This is a genomic window from Aeoliella mucimassa (genome assembly GCF_007748035.1).
In the GTDB taxonomy this organism is placed as follows: domain Bacteria; phylum Planctomycetota; class Planctomycetia; order Pirellulales; family Lacipirellulaceae; genus Aeoliella; species Aeoliella mucimassa.
Genome location: NZ_CP036278.1, coordinates 276,374 through 298,937, shown reverse-complemented (window position 1 = coordinate 298,937; position 22,564 = coordinate 276,374). Strand labels below are relative to the sequence as shown.

The 22,564-nt window shown below is 59.2% G+C and carries 18 protein-coding genes; 5 read left to right on the top strand and 13 right to left on the bottom strand.

Annotated elements, in window-relative coordinates:
* Positions 1–2 precede the first annotated feature (2 nt).
* From Pan181_RS01150 to Pan181_RS01110, 9 genes are all read right to left on the bottom strand, one after another.
* The gene (locus Pan181_RS01150; protein ID WP_145245092.1) at positions 3–422 is read right to left on the bottom strand and encodes a type II secretion system protein; all 420 of its coding nucleotides are present in this window, start codon (positions 420–422) and stop codon (positions 3–5) included.
* The gene (locus Pan181_RS01145; RefSeq protein ID WP_145245091.1) at positions 419–913 is read right to left on the bottom strand and encodes a hypothetical protein; all 495 of its coding nucleotides are present in this window, start codon (positions 911–913) and stop codon (positions 419–421) included. Before Pan181_RS01145 ends, Pan181_RS01150 begins: the two co-directional genes overlap by 4 nt.
* Positions 910–1,389 carry a type II secretion system protein gene (locus tag Pan181_RS01140; RefSeq protein WP_145245090.1) on the bottom strand — a complete coding sequence of 160 codons (480 nt, stop codon included), beginning with the start codon at positions 1,387–1,389 and terminating at the stop codon, positions 910–912. Before Pan181_RS01140 ends, Pan181_RS01145 begins: the two co-directional genes overlap by 4 nt.
* A gap of 2 nt (positions 1,390–1,391) precedes the next feature.
* Positions 1,392–2,657 carry a type II secretion system F family protein gene (locus Pan181_RS01135; RefSeq protein ID WP_197528774.1) on the bottom strand — a complete coding sequence of 422 codons (1,266 nt, stop codon included), beginning with the start codon at positions 2,655–2,657 and terminating at the stop codon, positions 1,392–1,394.
* A gap of 57 nt (positions 2,658–2,714) precedes the next feature.
* The gene (locus Pan181_RS01130) at positions 2,715–3,731 is read right to left on the bottom strand and encodes a type II secretion system F family protein (RefSeq protein WP_145245088.1); all 1,017 of its coding nucleotides are present in this window, start codon (positions 3,729–3,731) and stop codon (positions 2,715–2,717) included.
* Between the two features lie 63 nt (positions 3,732–3,794).
* Positions 3,795–4,427, bottom strand: coding sequence for a type II secretion system F family protein (locus Pan181_RS01125; RefSeq protein ID WP_145245087.1), 633 nt, complete (start codon positions 4,425–4,427; stop codon positions 3,795–3,797).
* A gap of 126 nt (positions 4,428–4,553) precedes the next feature.
* Positions 4,554–5,495, bottom strand: coding sequence for an IS5 family transposase (locus Pan181_RS01120; RefSeq protein ID WP_145244898.1), 942 nt, complete (start codon positions 5,493–5,495; stop codon positions 4,554–4,556).
* A 63-nt stretch (positions 5,496–5,558) separates the two neighbouring features.
* The gene (locus tag Pan181_RS01115) at positions 5,559–5,978 is read right to left on the bottom strand and encodes a type II secretion system F family protein (protein WP_145245086.1); all 420 of its coding nucleotides are present in this window, start codon (positions 5,976–5,978) and stop codon (positions 5,559–5,561) included.
* Between the two features lie 58 nt (positions 5,979–6,036).
* Complete coding sequence (locus tag Pan181_RS01110) at positions 6,037–7,197, bottom strand: GspE/PulE family protein (protein WP_231943717.1); 1,161 nt, start codon at positions 7,195–7,197, stop codon at positions 6,037–6,039.
* A 173-nt stretch (positions 7,198–7,370) separates the two neighbouring features.
* Between Pan181_RS01110 and Pan181_RS01105 the strand changes: the two genes are divergently transcribed.
* Entirely contained in the window at positions 7,371–9,614 is a 2,244-nt protein-coding gene (locus Pan181_RS01105) for a penicillin acylase family protein (protein WP_145245084.1), read from the top strand.
* 368 nt (positions 9,615–9,982) lie between these two features.
* The gene (locus Pan181_RS01100) at positions 9,983–15,547 is read left to right on the top strand and encodes a PEP-CTERM sorting domain-containing protein (protein WP_145245083.1); all 5,565 of its coding nucleotides are present in this window, start codon (positions 9,983–9,985) and stop codon (positions 15,545–15,547) included.
* 6 nt (positions 15,548–15,553) lie between these two features.
* Here Pan181_RS01100 and Pan181_RS01095 read toward each other — a convergent pair whose 3' ends face one another.
* The gene (locus Pan181_RS01095; RefSeq protein ID WP_145245082.1) at positions 15,554–15,937 is read right to left on the bottom strand and encodes a hypothetical protein; all 384 of its coding nucleotides are present in this window, start codon (positions 15,935–15,937) and stop codon (positions 15,554–15,556) included.
* On the bottom strand, positions 15,937–16,524 hold the full coding sequence (locus Pan181_RS01090) for a hypothetical protein (RefSeq protein ID WP_197528762.1): 588 nt from the start codon (positions 16,522–16,524) through the stop codon (positions 15,937–15,939). Before Pan181_RS01090 ends, Pan181_RS01095 begins: the two co-directional genes overlap by 1 nt.
* A 46-nt stretch (positions 16,525–16,570) precedes the next feature.
* Here Pan181_RS01090 and Pan181_RS26735 point away from each other — a divergent pair, with 46 nt between their 5' ends.
* On the top strand, positions 16,571–16,696 hold the full coding sequence (locus Pan181_RS26735; RefSeq protein ID WP_261342243.1) for a hypothetical protein: 126 nt from the start codon (positions 16,571–16,573) through the stop codon (positions 16,694–16,696).
* 45 nt (positions 16,697–16,741) lie between these two features.
* A complete protein-coding gene (locus Pan181_RS01085) occupies positions 16,742–17,491 on the top strand; it encodes an SDR family oxidoreductase (RefSeq protein WP_145245080.1) in 750 nt (249 codons plus the stop codon).
* Between the two features lie 56 nt (positions 17,492–17,547).
* On the opposite strand, the gene Pan181_RS01080 is transcribed toward Pan181_RS01085, so the two are convergent.
* A complete protein-coding gene (locus Pan181_RS01080) occupies positions 17,548–19,362 on the bottom strand; it encodes a polymorphic toxin-type HINT domain-containing protein (protein WP_197528761.1) in 1,815 nt (604 codons plus the stop codon).
* A gap of 455 nt (positions 19,363–19,817) precedes the next feature.
* Positions 19,818–20,957: a fatty acid desaturase family protein gene (locus Pan181_RS01075; protein ID WP_145245078.1), complete on the bottom strand. Its 1,140-nt coding sequence runs from the start codon at positions 20,955–20,957 to the stop codon at positions 19,818–19,820.
* Between the two features lie 331 nt (positions 20,958–21,288).
* Between Pan181_RS01075 and Pan181_RS01070 the strand changes: the two genes are divergently transcribed.
* Positions 21,289–22,548, top strand: coding sequence for a beta-ketoacyl-[acyl-carrier-protein] synthase family protein (locus Pan181_RS01070; protein WP_145245077.1), 1,260 nt, complete (start codon positions 21,289–21,291; stop codon positions 22,546–22,548).
* Positions 22,549–22,564: the final 16 nt, after the last annotated feature.

Below are 22,564 nucleotides of genomic sequence, written 5' to 3'. Positions count from 1 at the left end.
AACTATTCGCGATTCAACGCTGCCGCAGCCGACTCCGACGCTTCGGGAGTTCCCTCGGCCGGGTAGCGGGCGGTTGCTTTCCATTGGATTTCGCCATCGGAGGGTTCGACTTCAATCGTCACCTGAAACGGCTTGGCGAACTCCACCTCGTCGGCATCGATGGTCCAGGTTTCGCCGGTGTAGCTGTTGTTTGCCAGGTGCTTTGCCCGCGCCCGCTCGAGTGCTGCGTGGGCGATTATTCGGCATTGTCGATGGGTATGTCGCAACCGCGTTTGGCGATGCTCGTCGACGAGCGACCGGACCGCGCCGGCGAGAATCAACATGCTCACCGAAATGATCACGATGACCACCAACAACGTCACCCCCCGCCGAGCTGCAGTGGGTCGCCGCCTGGTTGCAGGTTGCTGCTGCGAGAAAATCATGGCTGGGCCTCCTCGGCTGCTGCGGTGGCTTCGTCCGATACGGCCGGCACGACGATCCGTACCACCGGGAGCGATGGTTCTGCGGAGTCGGCGATCGTCAGCTCGCGGGTGGTCGGCGACTCGCTCCATTGCCAGGTGGTGTACGGTCCGATTGCAAACCGATCGAACTGGTTCTGCGTGTCGCGCGTGGCCTTCAACTGGCAGGCGTCGCCCACGAGTTGCCAGTTGCTCGTGCCAGCTGGGGTCGCAATCGTCAGCAAACTGCCATCCACCGATACTTTGGTCGACTGCTGCAGTTCCACGCGAAGCGATTGCTCCAATCGATCGCAAGCATCCGCACGCAGCGGCCCAGTGCTCGCCTGCTCGCCCCATCGCGAGAGCGACATGAGGAACATGATCGAACCATGCAGCACGATGGTCGTGAGGGTGACCACCGCCAGGCATTCCACCATGGTGTATCCGCGGCGGTGGGATCGCGAGGTTCGTCTCATGGCGAGTCCTCCCCCTCCCCTGCCGGCGGAGCGGACGAGGCTTCGTTGTCATTAGCGATGGGGGCCTCTGTGGCGTCGTACACCCAAGTGGTCAAGCAGATGGGTTGCACGCGATCGTCGCTACCAGGCGTAAGCTTGGCCGTGACGCGCTTGGCCGCGGGGTTCGATTCGTCGACCACCATGGTCTCTAGCGTTGCACGAGGAAACACTTCGGCGACCGCGGTCGGCACCGCCAGCCCGGCAGCCGAGTCGGCGGTGATTTCGTCGTACCGCTGGCTGGTGAACTCGGTGAGCACGTTCTCCAGCTCGCGACTCACCAGGTCGAACCGAGCCGTGGCCTTCCGAGCGCGGTCGAGCATCACCATGGCCTGCGTGATGGAGAGCACCACCACGGCCAGCGCTAGCAGGCTTAGCACGGTTTCGACCAGCAGCATGCCGCGACGATCGCGACTGCGTTTTGTTCGCCAGGGCTTCATGCTCAGGTAAGTCCTTGGATGAGTTTTATAAGTGGGATAAACAGCGAGATCACGATGTAGCCGACCACCATCGATAGGCTAATGACGATGAGCGGCCCAAAGAACTTGCCAAACAGATTCAACCGATTCGCAGCAGTCCGCTCCCGGCGATCGGCAATTTGCCGTAGCGCCCAGGGAACGTTACCCACCGCCTGGGCGGAATCGACCAGGGCAGCTTCGTCGCGACGCAGCACCCGGCTCTGGGCCAGCGCGGACAGCCAAGGCCTGCCCGCTTCGATCGCCAGGTAGCAATCATGGAGTTGCTGCCGTGCTTTGGAGGAAGGATAAGTTTGCACCAACGCGTACACCGCGCTTCGCAGTTCGACCTTACGTTCGATAGCGAAGGCGAGCAGTCGCAACGCGCTAGCCATCCGAGTCGGCCCGCGAAAGCGATCGAGGATGCGATTAAATCCGTCGTAACCAGACAGCATCATGATGCCGACGATACCGATGGCGAGCATCACAAGCATGAGTACCATCATTGCCAGGGCCGCTAGCGGCATCAGCCGATCGGCTGCCATCACCAGCATTTCGGTCATCGCAGGGAGCTCTAAACCAAACTCCTCGAAGATCTGGCGAAACTGTGGCACGATCTTGATCATCAAGAACGAGAGGATTCCCGTCATCATCACGAGCATACCAATGGCATACGCGATGTAGTCGAACCAGCCGCGCCAGGCAATGGACAGCACCGGCGAGTCGGGCTGGCTTAGCTCGTCGAGGGCGGCAGGCTCGTCGTTGGCCAGCGAGCCAACAGCCGCGTACGCGGCCGCTTCGACCGGCAGCGCGCGATGGTTCAACACGATCGATTCGTAAAGCGGTTGCCCAGTGCGGAGTGTCATGGCCAGGTTGCGCGTGTCGTTAGCTAGCATCTGCCCGGTCCACACCTGCTGCAAAAGGTCGAGCGACTCGGCGAGGCGGCCTTCGCGCTCGGCGACCGAGAGCACCTTGGCATTCATCCGCCGCTTCGATTGCCGCATTGCTTGCACCGTGTCGACCAGCGCGAACCAGGCGATCACCCAAAACACCATGCCAAATACACCGCCGACCATCGCCACGCCGAGCGGCATACCGAGTCCGACCAATAACCCCATGCCGACGAACAACCAACTCACCATGTTCACGGCCAGCACCGTGGGATCTTCGGGCAGTGGTCCGCGCACTCCGTACAGCAGCTTTGCCCCCCATCGCAGGAGGAAGCCGATGCCGAACAGAAATAGGGGAACCAATATAAACATGCGTTATGTCAGTCGGAGGACAACTACCCGCTAAGACCTGTCTTCCTGTTAACTAAGTCCTTCAATCAACTTTACCAAAGGCATTACCATCGAGGCGACGGCCGACAGCGTAAGGCTGGCGACGGCCACCAACGTGAGCGGAGGAACGATTCGGCGGAGCAACTGCACCCGCTGAAAACGATGATCGGCAAACATCTCGGCGGCCAGCATCAGGCTTTCGTCGAACGACGACGACGTTTCGCCCCACGCGACCATGGTGGTTAGCGAACGAGCAAACTGCCGCGATATGCTGATCGACTCGGCCAGGCTCGCCCCGCGCTCCACACGATCGGCCGCCCGTCGACTCGCTCGCGAAAGGCTGCCGTCGTCGAGCAAGTCGGCCGTGTATCGCAGGGCTTCGGGCATGGGAATCTTCAGCCGCACGAAGTTCGCCAGCGTCACCGCAAACTGCTCATGCGACAAGCACACATATAGTTGCCCCAACACCGGCAGCGTGTTGCGGAGCGCGTATCCAACGCCAAACAGTCGCGGACCGACCAGCACCAAGGCAAACAGACCGGCAAACGCGATGGTCACCCACGGTATCAAGTAAGCGGTCCCGAAGAACCACTCCGACGTTACCGGCAACTCGAGGTCGAACTCGTTCATCAACGACGCCATCGGTGGTACGATGGCCCACGACATCAGGCAAGCCAGCCCAACGAACGCCAGAACGAGCAGCAACGGGTACATCAGCATGCCGGCCATCACGCGCCAGGTATGCAGCCGGGCCTCGCGAAGCTGCACCAAAGCGTCGCACGTTTCGGTTAGTCGCTCACCATCGGTCGCGGTGCGGAGCAGCCCCACCAGATACGGCGGCAACTTCCGTTCGTGCTTGGCGATCACCTGCTCAACCGGTTGCCCAGCCTTGAGTTCCGGCAGCATCTGATTCACCGCTCGCCGAACCTTTGCATCGCCGAGATCGTCGGCCAGGGCTTCGAGCACCACCCCGAAAGGCAAACGCGCATCGCTGGCCGTCGCCGAGGTCGACGAGCGGACGTTCGAGTTGGCTGGGTCGTTATCCACGCAAAGGTTTGTAGTTCGAGACGAAGAAAAAGCTGCCGAGCCGATGAGGCTCGATCTGGTTGGTTATCTCCACAATCCGCTGGCCATCGTTTTGAGCATCACTGCATAAGGCCACATCAACGCGACAGCGTATGCCGCGGTAATTCCTCCAGCGAGTCCAAAGGTAAGCATCGCTGGTACCCAACTGATGAGCGCGCTGTGCAGTTCGCTGGAGCGACGTTCGTACGCCTTGGCCGCCCGCAGCAGCGACGACTCCATGAACACACGCTGGTCCGACGACTTGAGGGCCACACGCACCAGCGAGGGTAGTTTCTTGAGCTGTTTTTCGATCGCATCGCTACTGGAGCCAGCGAGCGACTCTCCCGCATCGAGCGACTTGGCAATGGCGAACGCAGCCCGGCGATACCGACGGTTGCCGCAAGCCGCCCCCGCGTCGCGCATCGCCCGTCCCCATGGCACTCCCGCCTTGACCGTCATATGCAACACGTCGGCAAACGTGGCCGCGGTATTCAGCCGATGCAACCGGCGAGCGCCAGGGATCCACCCTAGCACGGTCCAACCGTTGCTTGAAAGCGAGCGGGCGCTGTCGGTTCGCACCCACCAGAGAACTGGCATGAGTACTGCCAGCGTGGGAATGACGACCCCAAACAGCAGGCTAGTCCAACCATCTGCGGCCCACTTGCTCCAGCCATGCATCGCTTCGGGAGCAATCCAGGAGCTGTGTCCAACGGCAATTTGAAGCGGCCTTGTTGACTAACTCCACTCGAACTGTGGAAGCCCGAGTTGGGTGAATTGATTGATGATTTTACAGGGCCTTGTTGACTAACTCCACTCGAACTGTGGAAGCCCGAGTTGGGTGAATTGATTGATGATTTTACAGCGCAAGCGGGCTTCCGTTTGTTGGTTTTCGAATACTCGGTTTTTGAGATGGCTCCCAAAGCTTTGTTTCACTCGGTACATGGTCGTTTCCGCCAAGCTTCTACGATGATAGCCCACTTCCTCTTTCCAACTCCTACGCCCCTTGCGTCGAATCTGACGAATTGCCTCGTCCCGGGGCAAAGGCTCCTCCGCAGAGTTGCCATGTTGTTTGATCTTGGCGTTGTGCTGCGGCGGAATCACCGGCTCAATGCCTTCGGATTCCAGCCCTTCATAAACCTTCCACTTGTCGTAACTACCGTCGCCGTGAAACTTTTTTACGGGCTGCTCCACCTGCTCCAGCATTTCGGGAACCGCATCGGCATCGTGGCAACTGTTCTCGGTCAAAATCTCCGCCACAATCTCGCGGGTGTCAGGATTCACCGACAAATGCAGCTTCCGCCATGTCCGCCGCTTCGACTTGCCATGCGTCCGCATCTTCCATTCGCCCTCGCCAAACACTTTCATGCCGGTGCTATCCACCACGATATCGATGTCGCCCCTCTTGTTAGCGATATCGAGCGAAACATTCAGCTTGCTGGCTCGCTTGGCGAGCGAAGAATAATTGGGAATCGCTGCCTCGACGCCCAACATCGCCACCAGCGAGCGGCCGAATCCCTCAGTCTGCCGATAGGGAAGTTTCAGCAGTTCGCGAATCGTCAGCAAGCACTCGATCGCCGTATCGCTGAAGACAAAAGGGCGACCGACTTTTGTCTGGTCGTTAGGATGTTCCCAGTTCTCCAACGCCTCGTCGCTAAACCAAATAGTGATGTTTCCACGCTCGATGAGCGACTTGTTATACTCCTTCCAGTTCGTGACTTTGTAGGTTCGTTTTTCTTTCGTAGCCATGTTCGATCTCCGTAAAAAAGGTACGTGGTTCCATTCCACGTTAGTTTTTACGGAGGTTTGTGACTAATTGTTCAACAAGGCCATTTGAAGCAGAAATCCGAACAAGGCACTCGCGATAACGACCACCATAACTGGCACGATCAGCGCGATACCAGTGGTTTGGCGGAGCGTTGCCAGTCGGGCGGCGCTTTGCGATACCGCTTCGAGCGCCCCGGCTGGCTCTCCGCTTTCAAGCCCTGCCGAAATCACAGCGAGATACATCTCGGGGAGTTTTTTTCCTTCTAACTCGATGGCATCACCAAGCGACATGCCTTGCTCCAGCCGCTTGGCCAACCGTTCGGCCATGTCGGCAGCCCCTGTCGGCAAGTACCTGGCGATCTGGCGGAGCGAAGGCTCCAGCGGCATCCGCGCCCGCACCAGTGAAGCCAGTTCGGCGTTCAAGGCAGCAAAGTCGTCGAGCGTTGGAGAAGTGTCTTTAGCCATGCCGAAGGATCTTTAGCGGAAAACCTCTCGCAACAAACAACGAATCGCGGAAATCATGTTAACACCGATCGGGCCTCCAGCCCAAGGCACGCACCACCTCGGCGGGACTCGTTTCGCCTGAGTCGATTAAGCGATTCGCGGCCGCCATGAACGGCTCTGGGGTATTCGCCCCGTTGACGTCGATATTGGTGCTGGCCTCGGCCAAAAGCGCACGCCCCGAGTATCCAGTACCCGCGCACTGCTGACAACCGGCCGGTCCCATGCAGTGCTCGACCTCGAAACCAAGCGGAGCCGCATCGCGCGACACCTCGCCGGGCAGTTTGCAATCGCAAAGCTTACGGACCAATCGCTGGGCGACCACCATTCGCACGGCATGGCGTATCGCGAAGGGAGCGATGCCCATATCGACTAATCGCTGCAAGGCTTCCTGTACGCTGCCGGCATGAAACGTGGTAATCACCAAACTTCCGGTCAGCGCGGCCTCGAGCGTGGTTTCGGCCGTGGTGCGATCGCGTATTTCGCCGAGCATCAGCACTTCGGGATCTTGTCTCACGAGCGACTTGAGGGCGGTCTCCATGGTGAACCCCACCGCTGGTTGCACCTGCGACTGCGTAACCCCTGGCACCACGACTTCCACCGGGTCTTCCAACGAGTGGATCGCACGGCCCCCCTGGCTGTGCGACACCACCTCGCGAATCGCTGCGTAAGCGGTGGTCGTTTTTCCGCTGCCAGCGGGGCCGACAATCAGCACCGCTCCGGTGGTTGCGGTGAGTGCCTGGCGAAAATCGGTCAGCACCCGGTCGGCGAACCCCAGCTCGGCCAGCGATTCGAGACCCGCGCGGCTGGTACCTAGCGCCCGCAGCACAGCCCGCTCGCCGAACAAGGTGGGAAACGTGCTGACGCGAAACTCTCCACCGGTGGTCGGCGACGCTAAGCGTCCCTCTTGCGGCAGCGCGGTTTCGTAAGTCAGTAGACCAGCCAGCACCTTGAGTCGGCCAATCACGTGGGCAGCCAGCGAACGAGGGAGTTGCCCCAGCGGAGCCAGCACCCCGTCGAGCCGCCAGCGAAACTCGATGGTCGATTCGGTCGGGTCGATGTGCACGTCGCTCGCCCGCGACTCGGCCACCAGAGCCAGCAGACGATCGACCAACTCTACCGCATCGGCCGGGCCGGCGGTGAGGAATTCGTGCCACTCGGCAAGGCGGTTCGTAGGCATCATGGTGGAAGTCATGGCAAAGCGGCTCGTTTGCTGGAAGATTGCATCATACCGACTGGACCGGGTGTTTGGCACCATGCGAAAACCATTCGCTGTCGGATAGCCGAGCTATTGCAGTGTTTCGCCAAGCGGGAATCTTGCTTGGTGCTTTCTGCCCGATTCCGTACACTTACAGCATGGAATCGATCAGTATCCGGAACCCACGTTACCCATTTACCGCCGAACGCGACGACGCCGGCGTGCCCCACGTGCAAGCCGCCAACTGGCAGGCGGCCGTTTATGCGTTGGGGTACATGCACGCGATCGACCGCCCTACGCAAATCTATTTTGCCCGGGCGGTGGCCGCTGGACGCGCGGCCCAACGCATTGCTGCCAAGCCCGAATTGGTGGAGATGGATACCTTTCTGCGGCGGGCGAACCTCACTCAGCGGATCGACGAAGAAACCGCCGACCTCGAACCTCGCATTCTCGAGCAACTGCTCTGGTACTGCGAAGGGGTCAACGACGGACTCGCCGAGGGGCGGCGGTCGCTGCCGATGTGGGTCACCGGGTTCGAGCCTGGCCCGTGGACTCCGCAGGCGGTGCTGCTGCTTGGCAACTTGCTCTCGTTCGCCGGCCTGGCGGTCGGCGAGCAAGAGTCGGAACAAACCCTGCTCGAACTCATCCAGCTCGGCGTCGCCGACGAACGAATCCGCGAACTGTTCGCCCCGTACCTCGATGGCATCGACTTCGATCCGCTGCGTCAGGTGCACATCACCCGCCGACTCTCCGACGAAGCCCTCGAAGTGCTGGCCGACCTCCCACGCCTGGCAGGCAGCAACGCCTGGGCGGTGAGCCCCGCCCGCAGTGCTACCGGTAGCGCGCTGCTAGCGAGCGATCCGCATCTGGAAGTGAATCGCCTGCCGGCCATCTGGTACGAAGTGGTGCTCGACTGGACCGACAACCCTAACGAACCTAAGTACGCGATGGGCGCGACGCTGCCGGGCTGTCCGCTGATGGCCGTTGGTCGCACGCCGAATCTCGCCTGGGGGGTCACCTACATGGCGGCCGACACCAGCGACTTCTTCATCGAAGACTGCCGCCCCGGCGGCGAAACCGGTTGGCAATATCGTCGCGGCAACCTCTGGCACGACTTCCGTTTACGGCGCGAGACCATCGAGCGCAAGTCGCAAGCGGCCGTGGAAGTCGACGTCTACGAGAACGACCTCGGCACCCTTGCCCGTCTGCCCGAAGAGCCTGGCTACTACACGAGTGTCGCCTGGATCGGCACCCACCAAGGCAGCGGCCGCGCGATCGGCACCTGGCTCGACGTGATCGCAGCCAACGACACCCGCGAAGCAATGAACGTGGTCCGCGAGTCGCCCCATCCGTCGCTCGTATGGGTATTCGCCGACCGCCCTGGCCACATCGGACTGCAAGCCAGTGGATGGCTGCCGCAGCGACCGCCACACGCTTCGGGTATCACGCCGCTCGCAGCGTGGGACGAATCGAATCACTGGCAGGGAGTGGTGCCTGCCGAGTTGCTACCGAGCAAGTACGATCCGCCGATCGGTTTTGTGGCCACCGCGAACGAAGAGCAGTATCGCACCGACGGCCCACCGGTGCATGCGAGCCACCTGGCCGACTACCGCCTGCGACGCATCACCGAGCGACTCACCGAGATGCCACAAGCGACCATCATCGACATGCAGCAGTTGCAGTACGACGTACTCAGCACCCACGCCCGCGACCTGCTGCCGGTGCTGCTGGCCCACCTCGACGACTGCCCGCTGAAGCAAAAGCTAACCGCCTGGGACTGTCGTTACACGCCGGAGAGTACCGAAGCTTCACTGTTCAACAGCTTCTACCGCCAGATTCTGCTCGAGATCTTCGGGCAGGAAGCCGGCATCGGCTGGCGGCGCATGATGTACCTCTCCACGCGGATGGGCTACTCGAAGTTCCTGCTCGCAGCGTGCGATCGGATGCTTCGCAAAGTCACCAGCAGCTGGTGGCGCGACCGCGACAAAGGCGACATGATTCGCCGCGCGGCCGAACGGGCAGCGGCCGAGCCGGTTCGCCCGTGGTCGAAGGTCAACGAGTTTCACTTCGTCAATCGATTTATCAACCTCGGCAGCGTCGGGCGACTGCTCGGGCTTAAGTCGCCGCCGATCGCGATGCCGGGCTGCCATGCGACCCCGTTTCAGGGTCACCTGCTAACCACCAAAACCCGCGAGAGCACGTTCGCCCCGAGCTACCACTTTGTCACCGACCTGGCCACCGACGAAGCCTGGACCAACCTACCCGGCGGCCCCAGCGAGAGTGCGTTCAGTTGGTACTACCAATCGGACCTCGAGCGATGGAAAACTGGCACCTACAAACGCCTGACCGCCCAGCGGGACGATAACGACGACTCGCAAGTGGACGCGGATTTATTAGGGTAGCGGTTTGCGATTGATCAAATGGCGTATTAATCGTTGGTTCCACCAAGCAAAGAATTTTCCATGCCACTCTGGGGCCCCCACCCATCCCCAAAAACCAGACCTCCAAGTCCACTACTTTTCTTCTAGCCAGTTTCACCCCAGTCGCATTGACTTTCTCCTCGGCTCACGCTATTACAGTAGTTAGGGGCATTCCTAGTTCGATGGTGCAAACGCTTATCTGATTGCCAGCAAAGGGGCGATTCTTCTCCCTTTGTGCACACGCTCGTTCGTGAAGCTTCGGTCTATCTATATATCTAATATCCACGAGCCTGCACTGCTGCAGACAAGCATCGCTGCTATCAACGTTAGCCGTAGAAAGGAACCTTGCCGTGCCGAGGTCCACTTTGCTGCGCTACGCTGCTACGCTCGTCCCCCCGCTGATGGTCGCCCTCGCGACGATCCTCCTCGCCCCAATACCCGCGGATGCAGAAGTCACCTGGTCGGGTAACATCAACCCGGAATCTCCTCGACTTGATGACGAGAACAACTTCATCCGTGTCGGTGATGTTTCAGGGGGTACCCTATCCATTACCGATTGGAGCAATTTTTCATCATACTACACTTACCTTGGCTACGAAGCAGACGCTAGCGGGATAGTGTCGGTTGATGGCTTCGCTACCAGATTCATCTCCTATGATACGTTTGTTGGATATCGCGGGAATGGAGTGCTCTCGATCACCAATGGAGCCACCGGTCTCTTTGCCAAAACAATCATCGCCGATGAATCGGCATCTACCGGTTCGGCATCAATCGATGGTCGGGGAACGAGATGGAACGGGTGGGAGCTTATCGTTGGAAACGAGGGAACAGGCACCTTGGCCATTAACAATGGTGCAGTAATCCGCATTAATGGAGATACAACCGTTGCAGCGATGTCAGGATCGACCGGGCAGATCTATTTCGACAACGGAACACTCTTTACCCAATCTTTGCTCGCGGCAACCAACGATTTGTTGGGCAGTGGGTCCATCAATACTCAAGGACTTGTGAGTGATTTCGACTTGGTGTTCGATGCCAACAATGGGCCCAACAAGTCGCTTGTTCTCGACGACTTGCCAGGGCAAAACATCCATATACAGCTTGACTACGATGGTAGCGGTGCTCTGGGGGCAGGTTATTCGGGGCAAGGAACGCTCACCATCGCCGATGGTCAGAACATCGAATCTAGCTATGGCTACCTTGGTTATCGCGAAGGCTCTTCAGGGAGTGCGGTGATCGAAGGACCCGACTCGAGTTGGACAACTTATAGGCTCTATGTTGGATACGGTGGAGCGGGTTCGCTCGCCATCCTCGATGGCAATCACGTGGATGTCAAACGGGACACCTATGTTGGTACGCGTTCTGGTTCGTCTGGCAATATTATCTTCGACCAGGGAACCCTGACTACCTCTACTCTATACGTCAACCCCAATGACCTCACTGGAACAGGCACCATCAATACCCATGGGTTAGTGAGTGACATCGACCTGAAATTCGATGCCGAGAATGGATACGCTCAGACCTTTCTATTGAATGACTCCCCCAACCAAGACATTACCCTCAATCTACTTAGAGCACTCACACTAGGCGTAGGGTACCGAGAGACCGCCTCGATGGAAATCACCGAGGGTCAACGGATCCACTCGACCACAGGTTACCTCGGCTACTTGCCTGACTCCCATGGCTCAGCAAGCATCGATGGAACCGGATCTACCTGGTCTATTCGCATGTATGACAACTATTTCACACATACTCTTCACGTCGGCCACTACGGCGAAGGTGCTATTTCGGTCACCAATGGAGGAACCCTATTCACTTCCGATGCAATCGTCGGCAACGAAGCAGGCTCGTCAGGTTTGGTCTCCGTCGATGGGGCAGGTTCCGGTTGGGTGAATGATCCAGATGATTACATTTTGGGTTCTACGGTCATTGGGAATAGCGGTCAGGGTACCGTGAACCTCACCCGCGGTGGTATCGCTCAGAGCTATCGCGGCATCCTTGGCAACAATCTCGGCTCCACCGGGCAGGTATCGGTCGATGGAGCCGGATCGTCGTGGGCAATCCAATCGGTTTTCAGTTCCTATGGCGATCTAACGATCGGCAACCAGGGAACCGGGTCGCTCTCGATTACCAATGGTGGTTTTGTCTCCAACGAGCTGGCAACGGTTGGCAAGCAGCTTGATGGCTCCGGAACCGTACTGGTGGATGGTGAAGGCTCGTTGTGGGAGAACACCAGTAGTCTCTACCTTGGACTCCGCGGTGAGGGACGGCTTACCATTTCGCAGGGGGGAATGGTAACCGTCGCGGAGGAAACTTGGGTGGGGGGAGATTCTGCCTGGGATGGCACCCTCCCCCGCCCTACAGGCAGCATCCACTTCGACGATGGCGTTCTCTCCACACAATCGCTTGTGGCAGCCGCCGCCGATTTAACCGGTACCGGAGTTATCTTCACGCAGGGACTCCTGAGCGATCTCTCCCTCACGTTCGACGCTACCCATGGGCGACAACAGGTGGTTACCATGAACCAGTTGCCCGATCAACATCTCACCATTGGACTAAACCTAGCCGATGGCACCATCCTCGGTGCGGGTTACGGTGGCGTTGGCAGCCTGACGATCGCCGATCAGGTAACCATCCTTTCAAGCGAGGGTCACATCGGCTATCTCCCCGGCGCTAGCGGTACCGCAATGGTCAGGGATGCCACATGGAACATCGCTGGAGAGCTGAACGTCGGCCGCCAAGGCAACGGAACACTACTTCTCTCCAACGGTGCACAAGTCGAATCAACCGAGGGATACATCGGTCGGTACGCGGGGTCCTCAGGGCTTGTTTCCCTCTCCGGCGAGGATACCACTTGGCAAATCGGTGGTCGCTTCAATCTGGGCGACCAAGGCAACGCTTCGCTAACCATCACAAACGGAGCCATACTGACTACCGGTGATTCCGATGTGGGAGATACCGTTGGCAGTGTCGGCACCGCGATGATTTCGGGACAGGGATCTACCTGGCTTGGCTACGACTTATCTCTCGGGAACGAAGGGACTGGCATCATCACCATTGCAGATGGAGGAGTTCTTTATAGTTACGAAAGCTACATTGGAGATACAGCGAACGGACATGGTTCGATTTCTGTCGATGGCGCCAGCTCGCTCTGGAAAAATTATCAAGGAAACTCCGTTTACCTTGGACATCAAGGCACTGGCACTCTATTCGTGACAAGTGGAGCGACCGCAAGCAGCTCCACCACTTACGTGGGTTACGACACTAGTGCGAGCGGTACAATTGCCATCGATGGTTTAGGTTCGTCGTGGAACGCAGGCGAACTGACACTTGGCAATGCTGGTACCGCGACTCTCCATGTTACCAACGGAGCGAGCGTCAAGAGCACCAATGCTTACCTGGGTCGCGAAGTCGGCTCCACAGCTCTGGCGACAGTCGACGGAACTGGCAGTTCGTGGACAACCACCCAATCGCTCACCATTGGCAATCGCGGCCAGGGCACGCTCTCCATCACCAACGGGGCGAAAGTAAGTAGCCTAAGTGCGACCCTTGGTTCCGAGCAGGAAGCCTCCGGCGCTGTCACGCTCGATGGCCCAAATAGCTCGTGGAACATCGATGGCGATTTGAATGTCGGTTACCAGGGAAAGGGTACGCTCTCGATCAAACGCGATGCCAAGGTTTCAGTTACTGGGAGCACCTGGGTAAGCTCCGAACAAAGAGACAACGGAACGCTCTCATTTTATAACGGATTGCTCACCACGGGTACGTTGCTGGCCGGTGCCGAACACCTGACTGGTAAAGGGACCATCTACGCACACAGCCTGGTAAGCGACGTCGACCTGGCATTCGATGCAACGCACGGCCATCAGCAAACCTTCTCGATGCAGAAGCTACCTGGGCAAGCAATCGATATTCATCTCGACTACGTCGATGGACTTCCCTTGGGGGCCGGTTATGGCGGTCGTGGATCGCTAACCATCGCCGATGGCAAGCAAATCGAATCGAGCACCGGCTACCTGGGATACCACCAAGGTGCTTCCGGCGCAGCCCTGGTCGACGGCCCCGAGAGTCGCTGGACCTTGACCGAGAACCTGTACGTCGGCAACCAAGGGAATGGCGTTCTTTCGATCACCAATGGAGCCTCGGTCGAGGTCGCCAATGAGACCTGGCTCGGCGCAGGCCCCCGAGGCTCCGGCAGCATCCATTTCGACAACGGAACACTATCGACCTTTTGGCTGTACGCGTCGGCAAAAGATCTCACCGGAACAGGCACCATCGATACGCAATACCTATTTGCAGATATCGACCTGGTATTCGACGACCAACACCCCTGGGATGGCAGCATCCGGCTCAACGATCTCCCCGACCAAGATATCACGATCAATTTGACACACTATGTCACTCTTGGAAAAGTTGGAATCGGATACCGCAATACTGGCTCGCTGACGATTACTAACCAAAACACCAACATAAACAGACTTTATCTTGGTCATCTGCCCGGCTCATTTGGCAAAGCAACGATCCAAGGAGAAGAAATCACTATGTACTCCAACTACGAGTGTTACGTAGGAGTCGGAGGAAACGGGTTGCTCGAGATAATCGACGGAGCCCAAGTTGGTCACGAAAAAGTATACATTGGTTCTGAAGCAGGCTCTGACGGACGTGTTGTGATGTCAGGATTGGAAACGAAGTGGTACGTTAGAGACATCTTTGTAGGGGACCACGGCCAAGGAACCCTCGAGGTAACCGATGGGAGTTACGTCAAATCTGGCGACACTGTGATCGGCAACGAAGTTGACTCCACCGGCCTCATAACCGTGACTGGCCCTGGATCCTCTTTTATATCTGACTCTTACTCCCACTATCCGCGAATCACCGGATTGCCTGTAGGCTATCGCGGTTCTGGCACTTTGTCAGTGACCAATGGTGGGTACGTTCAAGCGGTAAACTGCGTAATTGGTTATAGCCCTGGCTCCACTGGCCAAGTCTATGTCGATGGCAGCGAGTCACTCTTCTATACTCCCGATCTCTACATCGGATATCAGGGGGATGGCACCGTGACCATCGTGAACGAAGGCACCCTCAAGAGCAGAGAAATCCACATCGGCTACGAGAAAGGCTCTACGGGAATGATGATCGTCGATGGCATTGGCTCCATCACGGAGCCCATCAGCTTAGATGTGGGCTATCACGGGATAGGAACCTTACAAATAGTGAATGGTGGAACAGTGAACGCGGGCCAAGGAAACATTGCGGATAAAAGCCATGTTCTGGTCGATGGAAAAGGGTCGATGCTCGCGCTGTCAAGTTTGAGTACCTGGGGTCAGGGACGCTCGGAATCCATATCGCCAACCTCATTGTCAATAACCAACGGAGGATACCTCTCCACAAACTCTCTACGGCTAATTGCTTCAGTTGTCACACAAGTCGATGGCATCGACTCAATAGTCGACGTAAAACAGTTATCTTTAGCATCCACCTCGAATACCACCACCACTATTGCCAATGGTGGACTAATATGCGTTTCCGATACCTTAAGCATTGGATATGGCAGATCGGGGAAGCCATATCAGTACAACGCCATTCAACTCACCTCCGGTGGAATGCTTGCCCTGGCTGGCGAGGGAGACGATTCGCTGGCCGACTTCATGAGTTTGGTTTTGACAACGAACGATTACGAAGTGTCGAACTTGCTGTACTACTGGGACTCGGCAGAGGAAGATTGGGCGCTGCTCGAACAAGCTAGCTACGGTACCGATTACACGCTGGCTTACCACTCGACCGGCTCCCTGGCCGGGTACACGGTGCTAACCGTGGGCCGCGTGCCCGAACCCTCGACCGCACTGCTCACGCTGGCAAGCATCGCCGGGGGATGGATCGCAGTACGGCGCCGGCGGCTGGGGAGTTTGCGATAGCACCCTCTACCCTTCCTCCTCCTGCTGATCGCTCGGCTGGTGGTTCCTGGTCGACAGCCAATTGGCGAGCGCGAGCGTCGTTGCGGCCAGGCAGCCGACCACTCCGCCGACGATCAGGTGGGCAGTGAGGGCGGTGGTGATGTCCGACGGGATCACGTAGTACTCGGGGTAGAACAGGTACGCATCGGCGAGCATCCACCCCGCTCCGACCAGCGGCCCGGCGACGAGCGCGATCCAGGGGAGCCAGTTCCGCTTGGGGAGAGCGTTGCGGTGCTGGTCTCGCTTGGCGAGGGCCACCAGCCACAACATTCCGAGGAGCAGCACGCCGAACGCCAGGCCGATGTTCGGTCGCATGTCGGTGAGGGCGACGATTGGATAAAGAGGGCTCATCAAGGTTCCTCCCGCGCGGGGCGGATCAATAGCAACGCGACCACCAGTCCTAGCAGTCCGCCGAGATATCCGGAGTTGTGAATATAAGCTACCCGCACGAACGCCCACAGGTCGGTCACCTGGTAGGCACGCACCACCCACGACCACGCGGAGTAGTCGGCCGTGGGACCGCGGAGGAGTCCGTAACCGTAAGCGGCCAAGCCGAACACGGCCGCGGAGGTGAGCATCAACACGATGCCGAGGCCAATCTGGCGGATCGCTCGGGCGCGCGGCTGGTGGGGGATCAGCCGCCGGGCGAGGAGCCAGCCGGCGATCGCCCCCACCCACCAGGTCGCCAGGAAGCCGATGATCACGACGAACACGCGATCGGCCAGCCCGAAGTCGGCGTAGTGAAACTGCTTGAACTTCAGCTGCGTGAAATACTCCGGTCCAATCGAGTAGGTCAGCTGATCGTGCACCACCCCGTACAGCCCCGCAATCACGCTACCGACGACCACGGTCAGCAGCATCGCCGGCAAGTCGGCCAAGGCAATCCGCGGCAGCAGGTACTTCCACATCATCGACTCGCAAGAAGCGTCACTAGACAATCACCGAGACTCGCTACCAGTATAACCGCGAGTGGGGAGAGGATTCATGCAAGTCGCCCACCTCTGCTCTTGCGTGGCGGCCGTTAGTGCCAGCGCAGCGGGTACGACTTTCCGAGAGTTTGGCAAAACTGCCCCCTTCGGCGACTACGAATCGGCACGCGACCTGCAATAATGCGGTGATTGATTGCCGCTAACGACCAGCTCGAGGGAGTTCACGATGCCCAACGAAACAGACCAACCAGTTGCCATTGTCACCGGATCGTCGCGGGGCATCGGGGCCGCGATTGCCAAACGCCTGGCCCGCGACGGCATGCAGCTGGTCGTGAACTACGCTGGTCGGCACGATGCTGCCGAAGCCGTGGTCGGCGAAATCACCACGGCTGGCGGGCTGGCGATGGCCGTGCAGGCCGACGTTAGCGATCCCCAACAGGTCGCCAAGTTGTTCGATCAGGCAATCGAGCGTTTTGGCGGTGTCGACGTGCTGGTGAACAACGCCGGCGTGCTGCAACCTGGGTTTGTCGACCTGGCCGATACCGACGACGCGCTGTTCGATCACCTGGTTGCGGTCAATCTGAAAGGCACCTTCAACACGCTTCGCGAAGCGGCCGGCAAGCTGCGCGATGGTGGCAAGATCGTGAATCTCTCGACCAGCGTGGTCGGGCTAAAGCTGCAAGGCTACAGCATCTACGCGGCCACCAAGGCGGCTGTCGAAACGATGACCGCCATCTTTGCCAAGGAGCTCCGCGGCCGCAACATCTCGGTGAATGCGGTCGCCCCTGGCCCGACGTCGACCGACCTGTTTCTCGAAAACAAAACGCCCGAGCAAATTGAGCACTTTCGCAAAATGCCGCCGCTAGAACGACTCGGCACGCCCGACGACATTGCCAACATCGTCGCGTTTCTCGCCAGCAGCGAAGCAAGCTGGGCCAACGGCCAAACGCTTCGCGCGAATGGCGGACTCGTCTAGCCAACGTTCGCTAGCGAAGCGCGGCCCGCTAGTACAACGACGCTGCCGCCTGAAGATCAAGGAGCCTGCGCCCGCACGAGCTCCGGCCGGCGGGGAGTGTTGTCGTGCACAAGCAATCCTTGCGGGCCGACGAAGTAGTTGCTGTTGCCTTCGACAATCAGGTTGTAGGCTTCCTGCTTCTGATCGGTTTGCTCGACCGCGGTGATCTCAATCGGCGTGCCGGTGGCCGACAGCACCAGGTCGCCGGTCGATAGCTCGTGGGCCATCTGCCAGCCTTTGCCCTCGACCCAGAACGGATGTCCCGGCGTGGTCAGGAACGGGTAATTGCCGACCGTAATCTGCATGATCGGCGTCGGTTCTCGTAGCGTGGTATCGAGTACCGGACGGAAGCAAAGCTCGCCGGTGCGGGGGTCCATGGTCAGCACCAAATCACTCGGGCGCAACGTTTCGATCGCTTGCGTTCCGGTCTTAGTCCATACTTCCGTTCCTGCAACGAAGCAGGACATTGGTGGTATCTCCACAACATTAGCAACGAAGAAAAGCTGACGCTGCGAGGTGCTCGTTCGGTAGGTTCTAGCAGGCCCTCCGCTTCGGACCTCGTATCCGTTTGAACGGCTCCAGTACTCCCACCATGGCTGCGGATCGCTCCCCAGCTGCTCGCCAGTGGTTTGCTCGAGCACCGCTGCGATTCTCGCGTTGACAAACTCACGCTGGGCATTGATGCGAGCCACGGCTTGCTCTTTGTTCATCGCTTCAGCCTGATAATTTCTCAAATGTGTGGCCGTGAGTCGTTGGGCTCGTACCGTCTCCACGTACAGGGAAAACAAGTCGAATGCAGGATCGAATACGAAGCCACCGCCGCCGATCCGCGAGATCTGGGCGATTTCGTCGCCGTGAGGGCCTTCGGCGTACACTTCGTGGTCGTACTGCACGCGTCCGGTCGGGCTGAAACTCAACTCGAAGTGGCTTTCGAGCTTGGCCGCGAGACCCGAGATCAACAGCGGAATGTACTCGTGCTCCGGGCGTTCTTTCAGTTGCTCGCCTGCTAGGGTGCGAAGCTCTTGGTCGTCGGCAAACACCGACGCTCGCACCAGAAACATGCTCGCTTCGTAGCTCGGCAATTGACCAACCGCCAGAATGAACGACTTACCAAGCGATACGTTGCGCTGCTGCTCCGCGGGTGTAAGTCCGCGAAAATCGCCGAGCAACTTGGCAAACTCCGGAATCGCGGTCTCGTCGACTTCGGCCTCGAGTTCGGCCAAGGCCACCCCGGCCTGGTCGCCACCGGCTTTCAAAGCCCGCTGCCAACCGGCGATTCTTGAACTCCACCGCTCCGACTCCTTACGGAATTGACGCTGATCGGCTTGCAACTGCTTCGCATCGTCGGGCGCGACGAGCTGGCCGTTGAACCACACGCTGCCGAGCGCGGTCAGGGCTTCTTGGTTGTTGGCATCCACCGAGAGCACCGCGAGCCAATGGTAGCGGGCTTCGTCGGCCAGGTCGTGCTTGCGACACCAGCGGGCGAGCTGCAACTGCTCGGCGGCCGTGCGACCGCTTTGTGCCTTGAGGGCCTGGTACTCAGCAACCACCTCGCTCTTGGCGGCGGCCGCCTGTACTTCGCTCACCGGGGTCCACTCCCCGTTGGTTTGCATCTGGCCTTTGGCCCAATGGGCCGGCTTGCATTCGGGATCGATCCGCAAGGCCTGCGTCAGCAGTTCGTCGCGTAACTGCAGGTCGCCAGCGGCCGTAGCGGCACGGGCTTCGCCGGTCATCCGCGAGGCGATGCCAGCACGCACGTCCCCCTGCCACGCCTGCAGACAGGGAGCGGAAACCAGGGCGAGCGTCAAAGCGATGCCGAATAGTGGTCGCATGGAACGACTCCTCACAATCACGAACCGAACGAAAAGGGCATTTGCACTACTTCTATTCGTCATTATGAGGCCGAGCTATTCCAGCGGGCAAGTCGATTGCGCGGATTGTTAACTTAGGTGGTTTACAGGTGCATTCATCCTGCTGGGCGACACCTTGGTTTCGTCCGCAATCTCGCACTTTTTCACTGGGAAATGGCCACTCAGCGCTATATCATGCATGTTCATTTGAACATGCACTCTAACCACCACCAAACGCCATCCCAACCCACTCGCGCAGAATAAAGCCCCCAGGGGGCAAAGCGCTTTTCGACTTACGACTCATGCCATGCCCGCAAGCCATTACTGACACACGACTTACAGCAGGCGGAATCGGCGTAAGAATTGCCCCCACCCATCGATTTTCTGACATTTGGGGGCAAAACCCCGATCGGCGATGGCAGAGGTCGCGGTCCACTTTAGAACGCGGTTCCCATCCGCGACGGTTCGCCTGCGGGGCTGCAATCCGACACGCACTCTTCGGCGGCAGCGGCGGCGCGCATGGCGGCACCGCTCCGGGCCCAGAGCGCGGCCAGCTCGTGCCCAAGCGAGGGACTCTCGGTCAGTCGATACGGCGAGTCGGCTGGCAACTCGGCCATCAACCGGCGATGCGCTTCGGAGAGAGCGTGGTACGGCATGCTCGGAAACAAGTGATGCAACGCATGGTAGCGCAACCCGACCGGCGCCCACCAAATGTTCCACCAGCTCCCGGCTGGCATGTTCACCGAGTCGACCAGCTGCTTGAGGAAGGTCATCTGCTCCCCTTCGCCAAGCCAGCGATGGGCGGCAATCGTGCGGACCGCGTTCAGCGTGACTACCGCGACACCGGTTGCGTACGCCTGCAACAACACGAACCATGGCAACCGCCCGATCAGCAGCAACGTAGCGAACGCGACAATGAACGCGAAACAGCCGAGCTCTTGCCAGCGAATGATTCGCAGCAGTCGCTTGGTTGGCAGCGGCCGCAGGTAGGTGGGATCGATAATCATGCTCGACGCATGGCGATGCACCCAGGTGCGGACCGCAGGATGCAGCCAAGCAACCGGCGTCAGCACCCCGAAGCGAAAGATCGCCAGCAGCGGAATGATAAAGCTTTGCGCCAGGTACCCGACGATCCACCAGCGACTGCGATGCGCAAGCGGCAGGTACTCGCCATCGTGATCGGTGCCGTAGTGCCGGCGACGGTGATGGTCGAGATGCGTCAGGTAGACAAACGACGGAATCAAAAACGGAATGCCGCAGATCAGGTTCCACACGAAGCGAAAGCCGCGGAACTTATCGGCCGGCATATGGACCACTTCGTGAATGAAGAGTCCCGCGCGGTAGATCATCAAGCAGCTCACCGCGAACAGCACCAACCGCACCGGCACGCCGAGCCAGGCTTCGCGAACCATCCGGTACGCGGCAATGCCGATCACCCAGGTCACCAGCAGGTCCGACCAGTAGATCGCCGCGCGATGGCGGAATTGGTTGCCGACGATCGTGCGGGCTTCGGCCATCGAAAACTGTCCACTAGTCCCGGCCAGCAGTTCGGCAGGGGTCGAATCGAGCACAGACATGCGAATTTATCCGTGAGAATTGGGTCGCAGGGAATGGGTGGGCAACGTTACGATCGGTTCAAGCTGGGTGGAATATTGAGGAAGAATAGATATATAGGTAAACTGAAGAGACTAGGCAAACCGATCCTTCAAGCAGGGGTCGCTAGCTTCGCGGCTCGATTACGGCGAGAATGCCGCCATGGCTTATTTATTGCCTTAAATCAGCCTCGAACCCAAAACAGTACCCCCGACTCCCGATTGCACTTGCCACTTGTCCGTCGGCCTTCCGCAGGGCTCGGCTCGTCGAGATGGCTTGCCCCCAACCGCACGAAGCATCCTCAGGTAACCTCCGTTGGAAGACGTACTGATAACAGGCCTTGGAATTGTCTCGCCGATCGGCATCGGAAGAGAGGCCGTGCGCAGTGCCATCGAATCGCGGACCAGCGGGATCACCACGATCGACGATTATGCGAAAGCGGGTTGGCTGGCCCCTTATGGTGGTCGGGTCACCGACTTCGAACCCAAGGAATACGTGAAGCCGCGCAAGAGCATGAAGGTGATGGCTCACGAGATTCAAATGGCGTTCGCAGCCGCCGAAATGGCGGTGAGCGATGCGGGCCTCGAAGAAGGTTCGATCGATCCCGAACGTTCCGGCGTCGTGCTCGGCGCTGGTTCGATGTACTGCGACCTCGAAGAACTGGTCGACGCGTACCGCTCGTGCAGCACCGAACAAGGATTCGATTTCAACAAGTGGGGCGATGCCGCGAAGCGCGAGTTATTCCCGCTCTGGATGCTCAAGTACTTGCCGAACATGCCGGCTTGCCACATCGGCATTCGGCACGACGCCCGCGGACCCACCAACACCATTTCGCATGGCGAGATCTCGAGCCTGCTGGCCTTGGCCGAAGCGATGCAAGTGATTCGCCGCGGGCAGGCCGACGTGATGTTCGTCGGCGGCACCAGCACGCGACTCTCGATTACCGACCTCGTCTGGCACGGCGGTGCTCGCATGGCTCATGGCGACCTATCGCCAGCCGAAGCTTGCCGCCCGTTCGATGCCAAGCGGCAAGGAATGGTGATGGGCGAAGGGGCCGCGGTGATGGTGCTCGAAAGTCGCACCCATGCGGAACGTCGCGGCCAACAACCGCTGGCCCGCGTGCTATCGGTCGCGACACGCAGTTGCCAAACCGCGAAACGATTCGACCCACCGGTGCCAGCAATCGAGAACGCGTTGAGCGTCGCGCTCGAGCGAGCCGAGATTGCACCGAGCGAATTGGCGCACATCAACGCTCACGGACTCGGCACCCTGGAAGACGATCCGGCCGAAGCCCAGGCGATTGCCAAGGTGCTCGACGGAGCCGATGTACCGGTAACTTCGCCGAAAAGCTACTTCGGCAATCTGGGTGCAGGATGCGGTGCAATGGAACTAGTGGTCAGTCTGCTGGCGGCCAACGAGGGTGCGGTGCCGCCCACGTTGAACCACGAACAAACCGACCCCGCGTGTCCGGTTCGTGTCGCTGCCGAAACCGAAGCGACCACCCGCAAGGCGTTTGCCGCGCTGAATCATACGAATACCGGGCAGGCGGTGGCCGCCATCCTTGCGTGCGATTAGATTGGAGTGGTCACTC

Excerpts from the sequence above, each read along its gene's own strand:
- Pan181_RS01080 (WP_197528761.1), bottom strand. The coding sequence starts at position 19,362 with ATGCGACCACTATTCGGCATCGCTTTGACGCTCGCCCTGGTTTCCGCT.
- Pan181_RS01120 (WP_145244898.1), bottom strand. The coding sequence starts at position 5,495 with ATGGCTACGAAAGAAAAACGAACCTACAAAGTCACGAACTGGAAGGAG.
- Pan181_RS01125 (WP_145245087.1), bottom strand. The coding sequence starts at position 4,427 with ATGCATGGCTGGAGCAAGTGGGCCGCAGATGGTTGGACTAGCCTGCTG.
- Pan181_RS26735 (WP_261342243.1), top strand. The coding sequence starts at position 16,571 with ATGCAAGTCGCCCACCTCTGCTCTTGCGTGGCGGCCGTTAGTGCCAGC.
- Pan181_RS01145 (WP_145245091.1), bottom strand. The coding sequence starts at position 913 with ATGAGACGAACCTCGCGATCCCACCGCCGCGGATACACCATGGTGGAA.
- Pan181_RS01085 (WP_145245080.1), top strand. The coding sequence starts at position 16,742 with ATGCCCAACGAAACAGACCAACCAGTTGCCATTGTCACCGGATCGTCG.
- Pan181_RS01075 (WP_145245078.1), bottom strand. The coding sequence starts at position 20,957 with ATGTCTGTGCTCGATTCGACCCCTGCCGAACTGCTGGCCGGGACTAGT.
- Pan181_RS01150 (WP_145245092.1), bottom strand. The coding sequence starts at position 422 with ATGATTTTCTCGCAGCAGCAACCTGCAACCAGGCGGCGACCCACTGCA.
- Pan181_RS01110 (WP_231943717.1), bottom strand. The coding sequence starts at position 7,197 with ATGATGCCTACGAACCGCCTTGCCGAGTGGCACGAATTCCTCACCGCC.
- Pan181_RS01140 (WP_145245090.1), bottom strand. The coding sequence starts at position 1,389 with ATGAAGCCCTGGCGAACAAAACGCAGTCGCGATCGTCGCGGCATGCTG.
- Pan181_RS01105 (WP_145245084.1), top strand. The coding sequence starts at position 7,371 with ATGGAATCGATCAGTATCCGGAACCCACGTTACCCATTTACCGCCGAA.
- Pan181_RS01115 (WP_145245086.1), bottom strand. The coding sequence starts at position 5,978 with ATGGCTAAAGACACTTCTCCAACGCTCGACGACTTTGCTGCCTTGAAC.
- Pan181_RS01095 (WP_145245082.1), bottom strand. The coding sequence starts at position 15,937 with ATGAGCCCTCTTTATCCAATCGTCGCCCTCACCGACATGCGACCGAAC.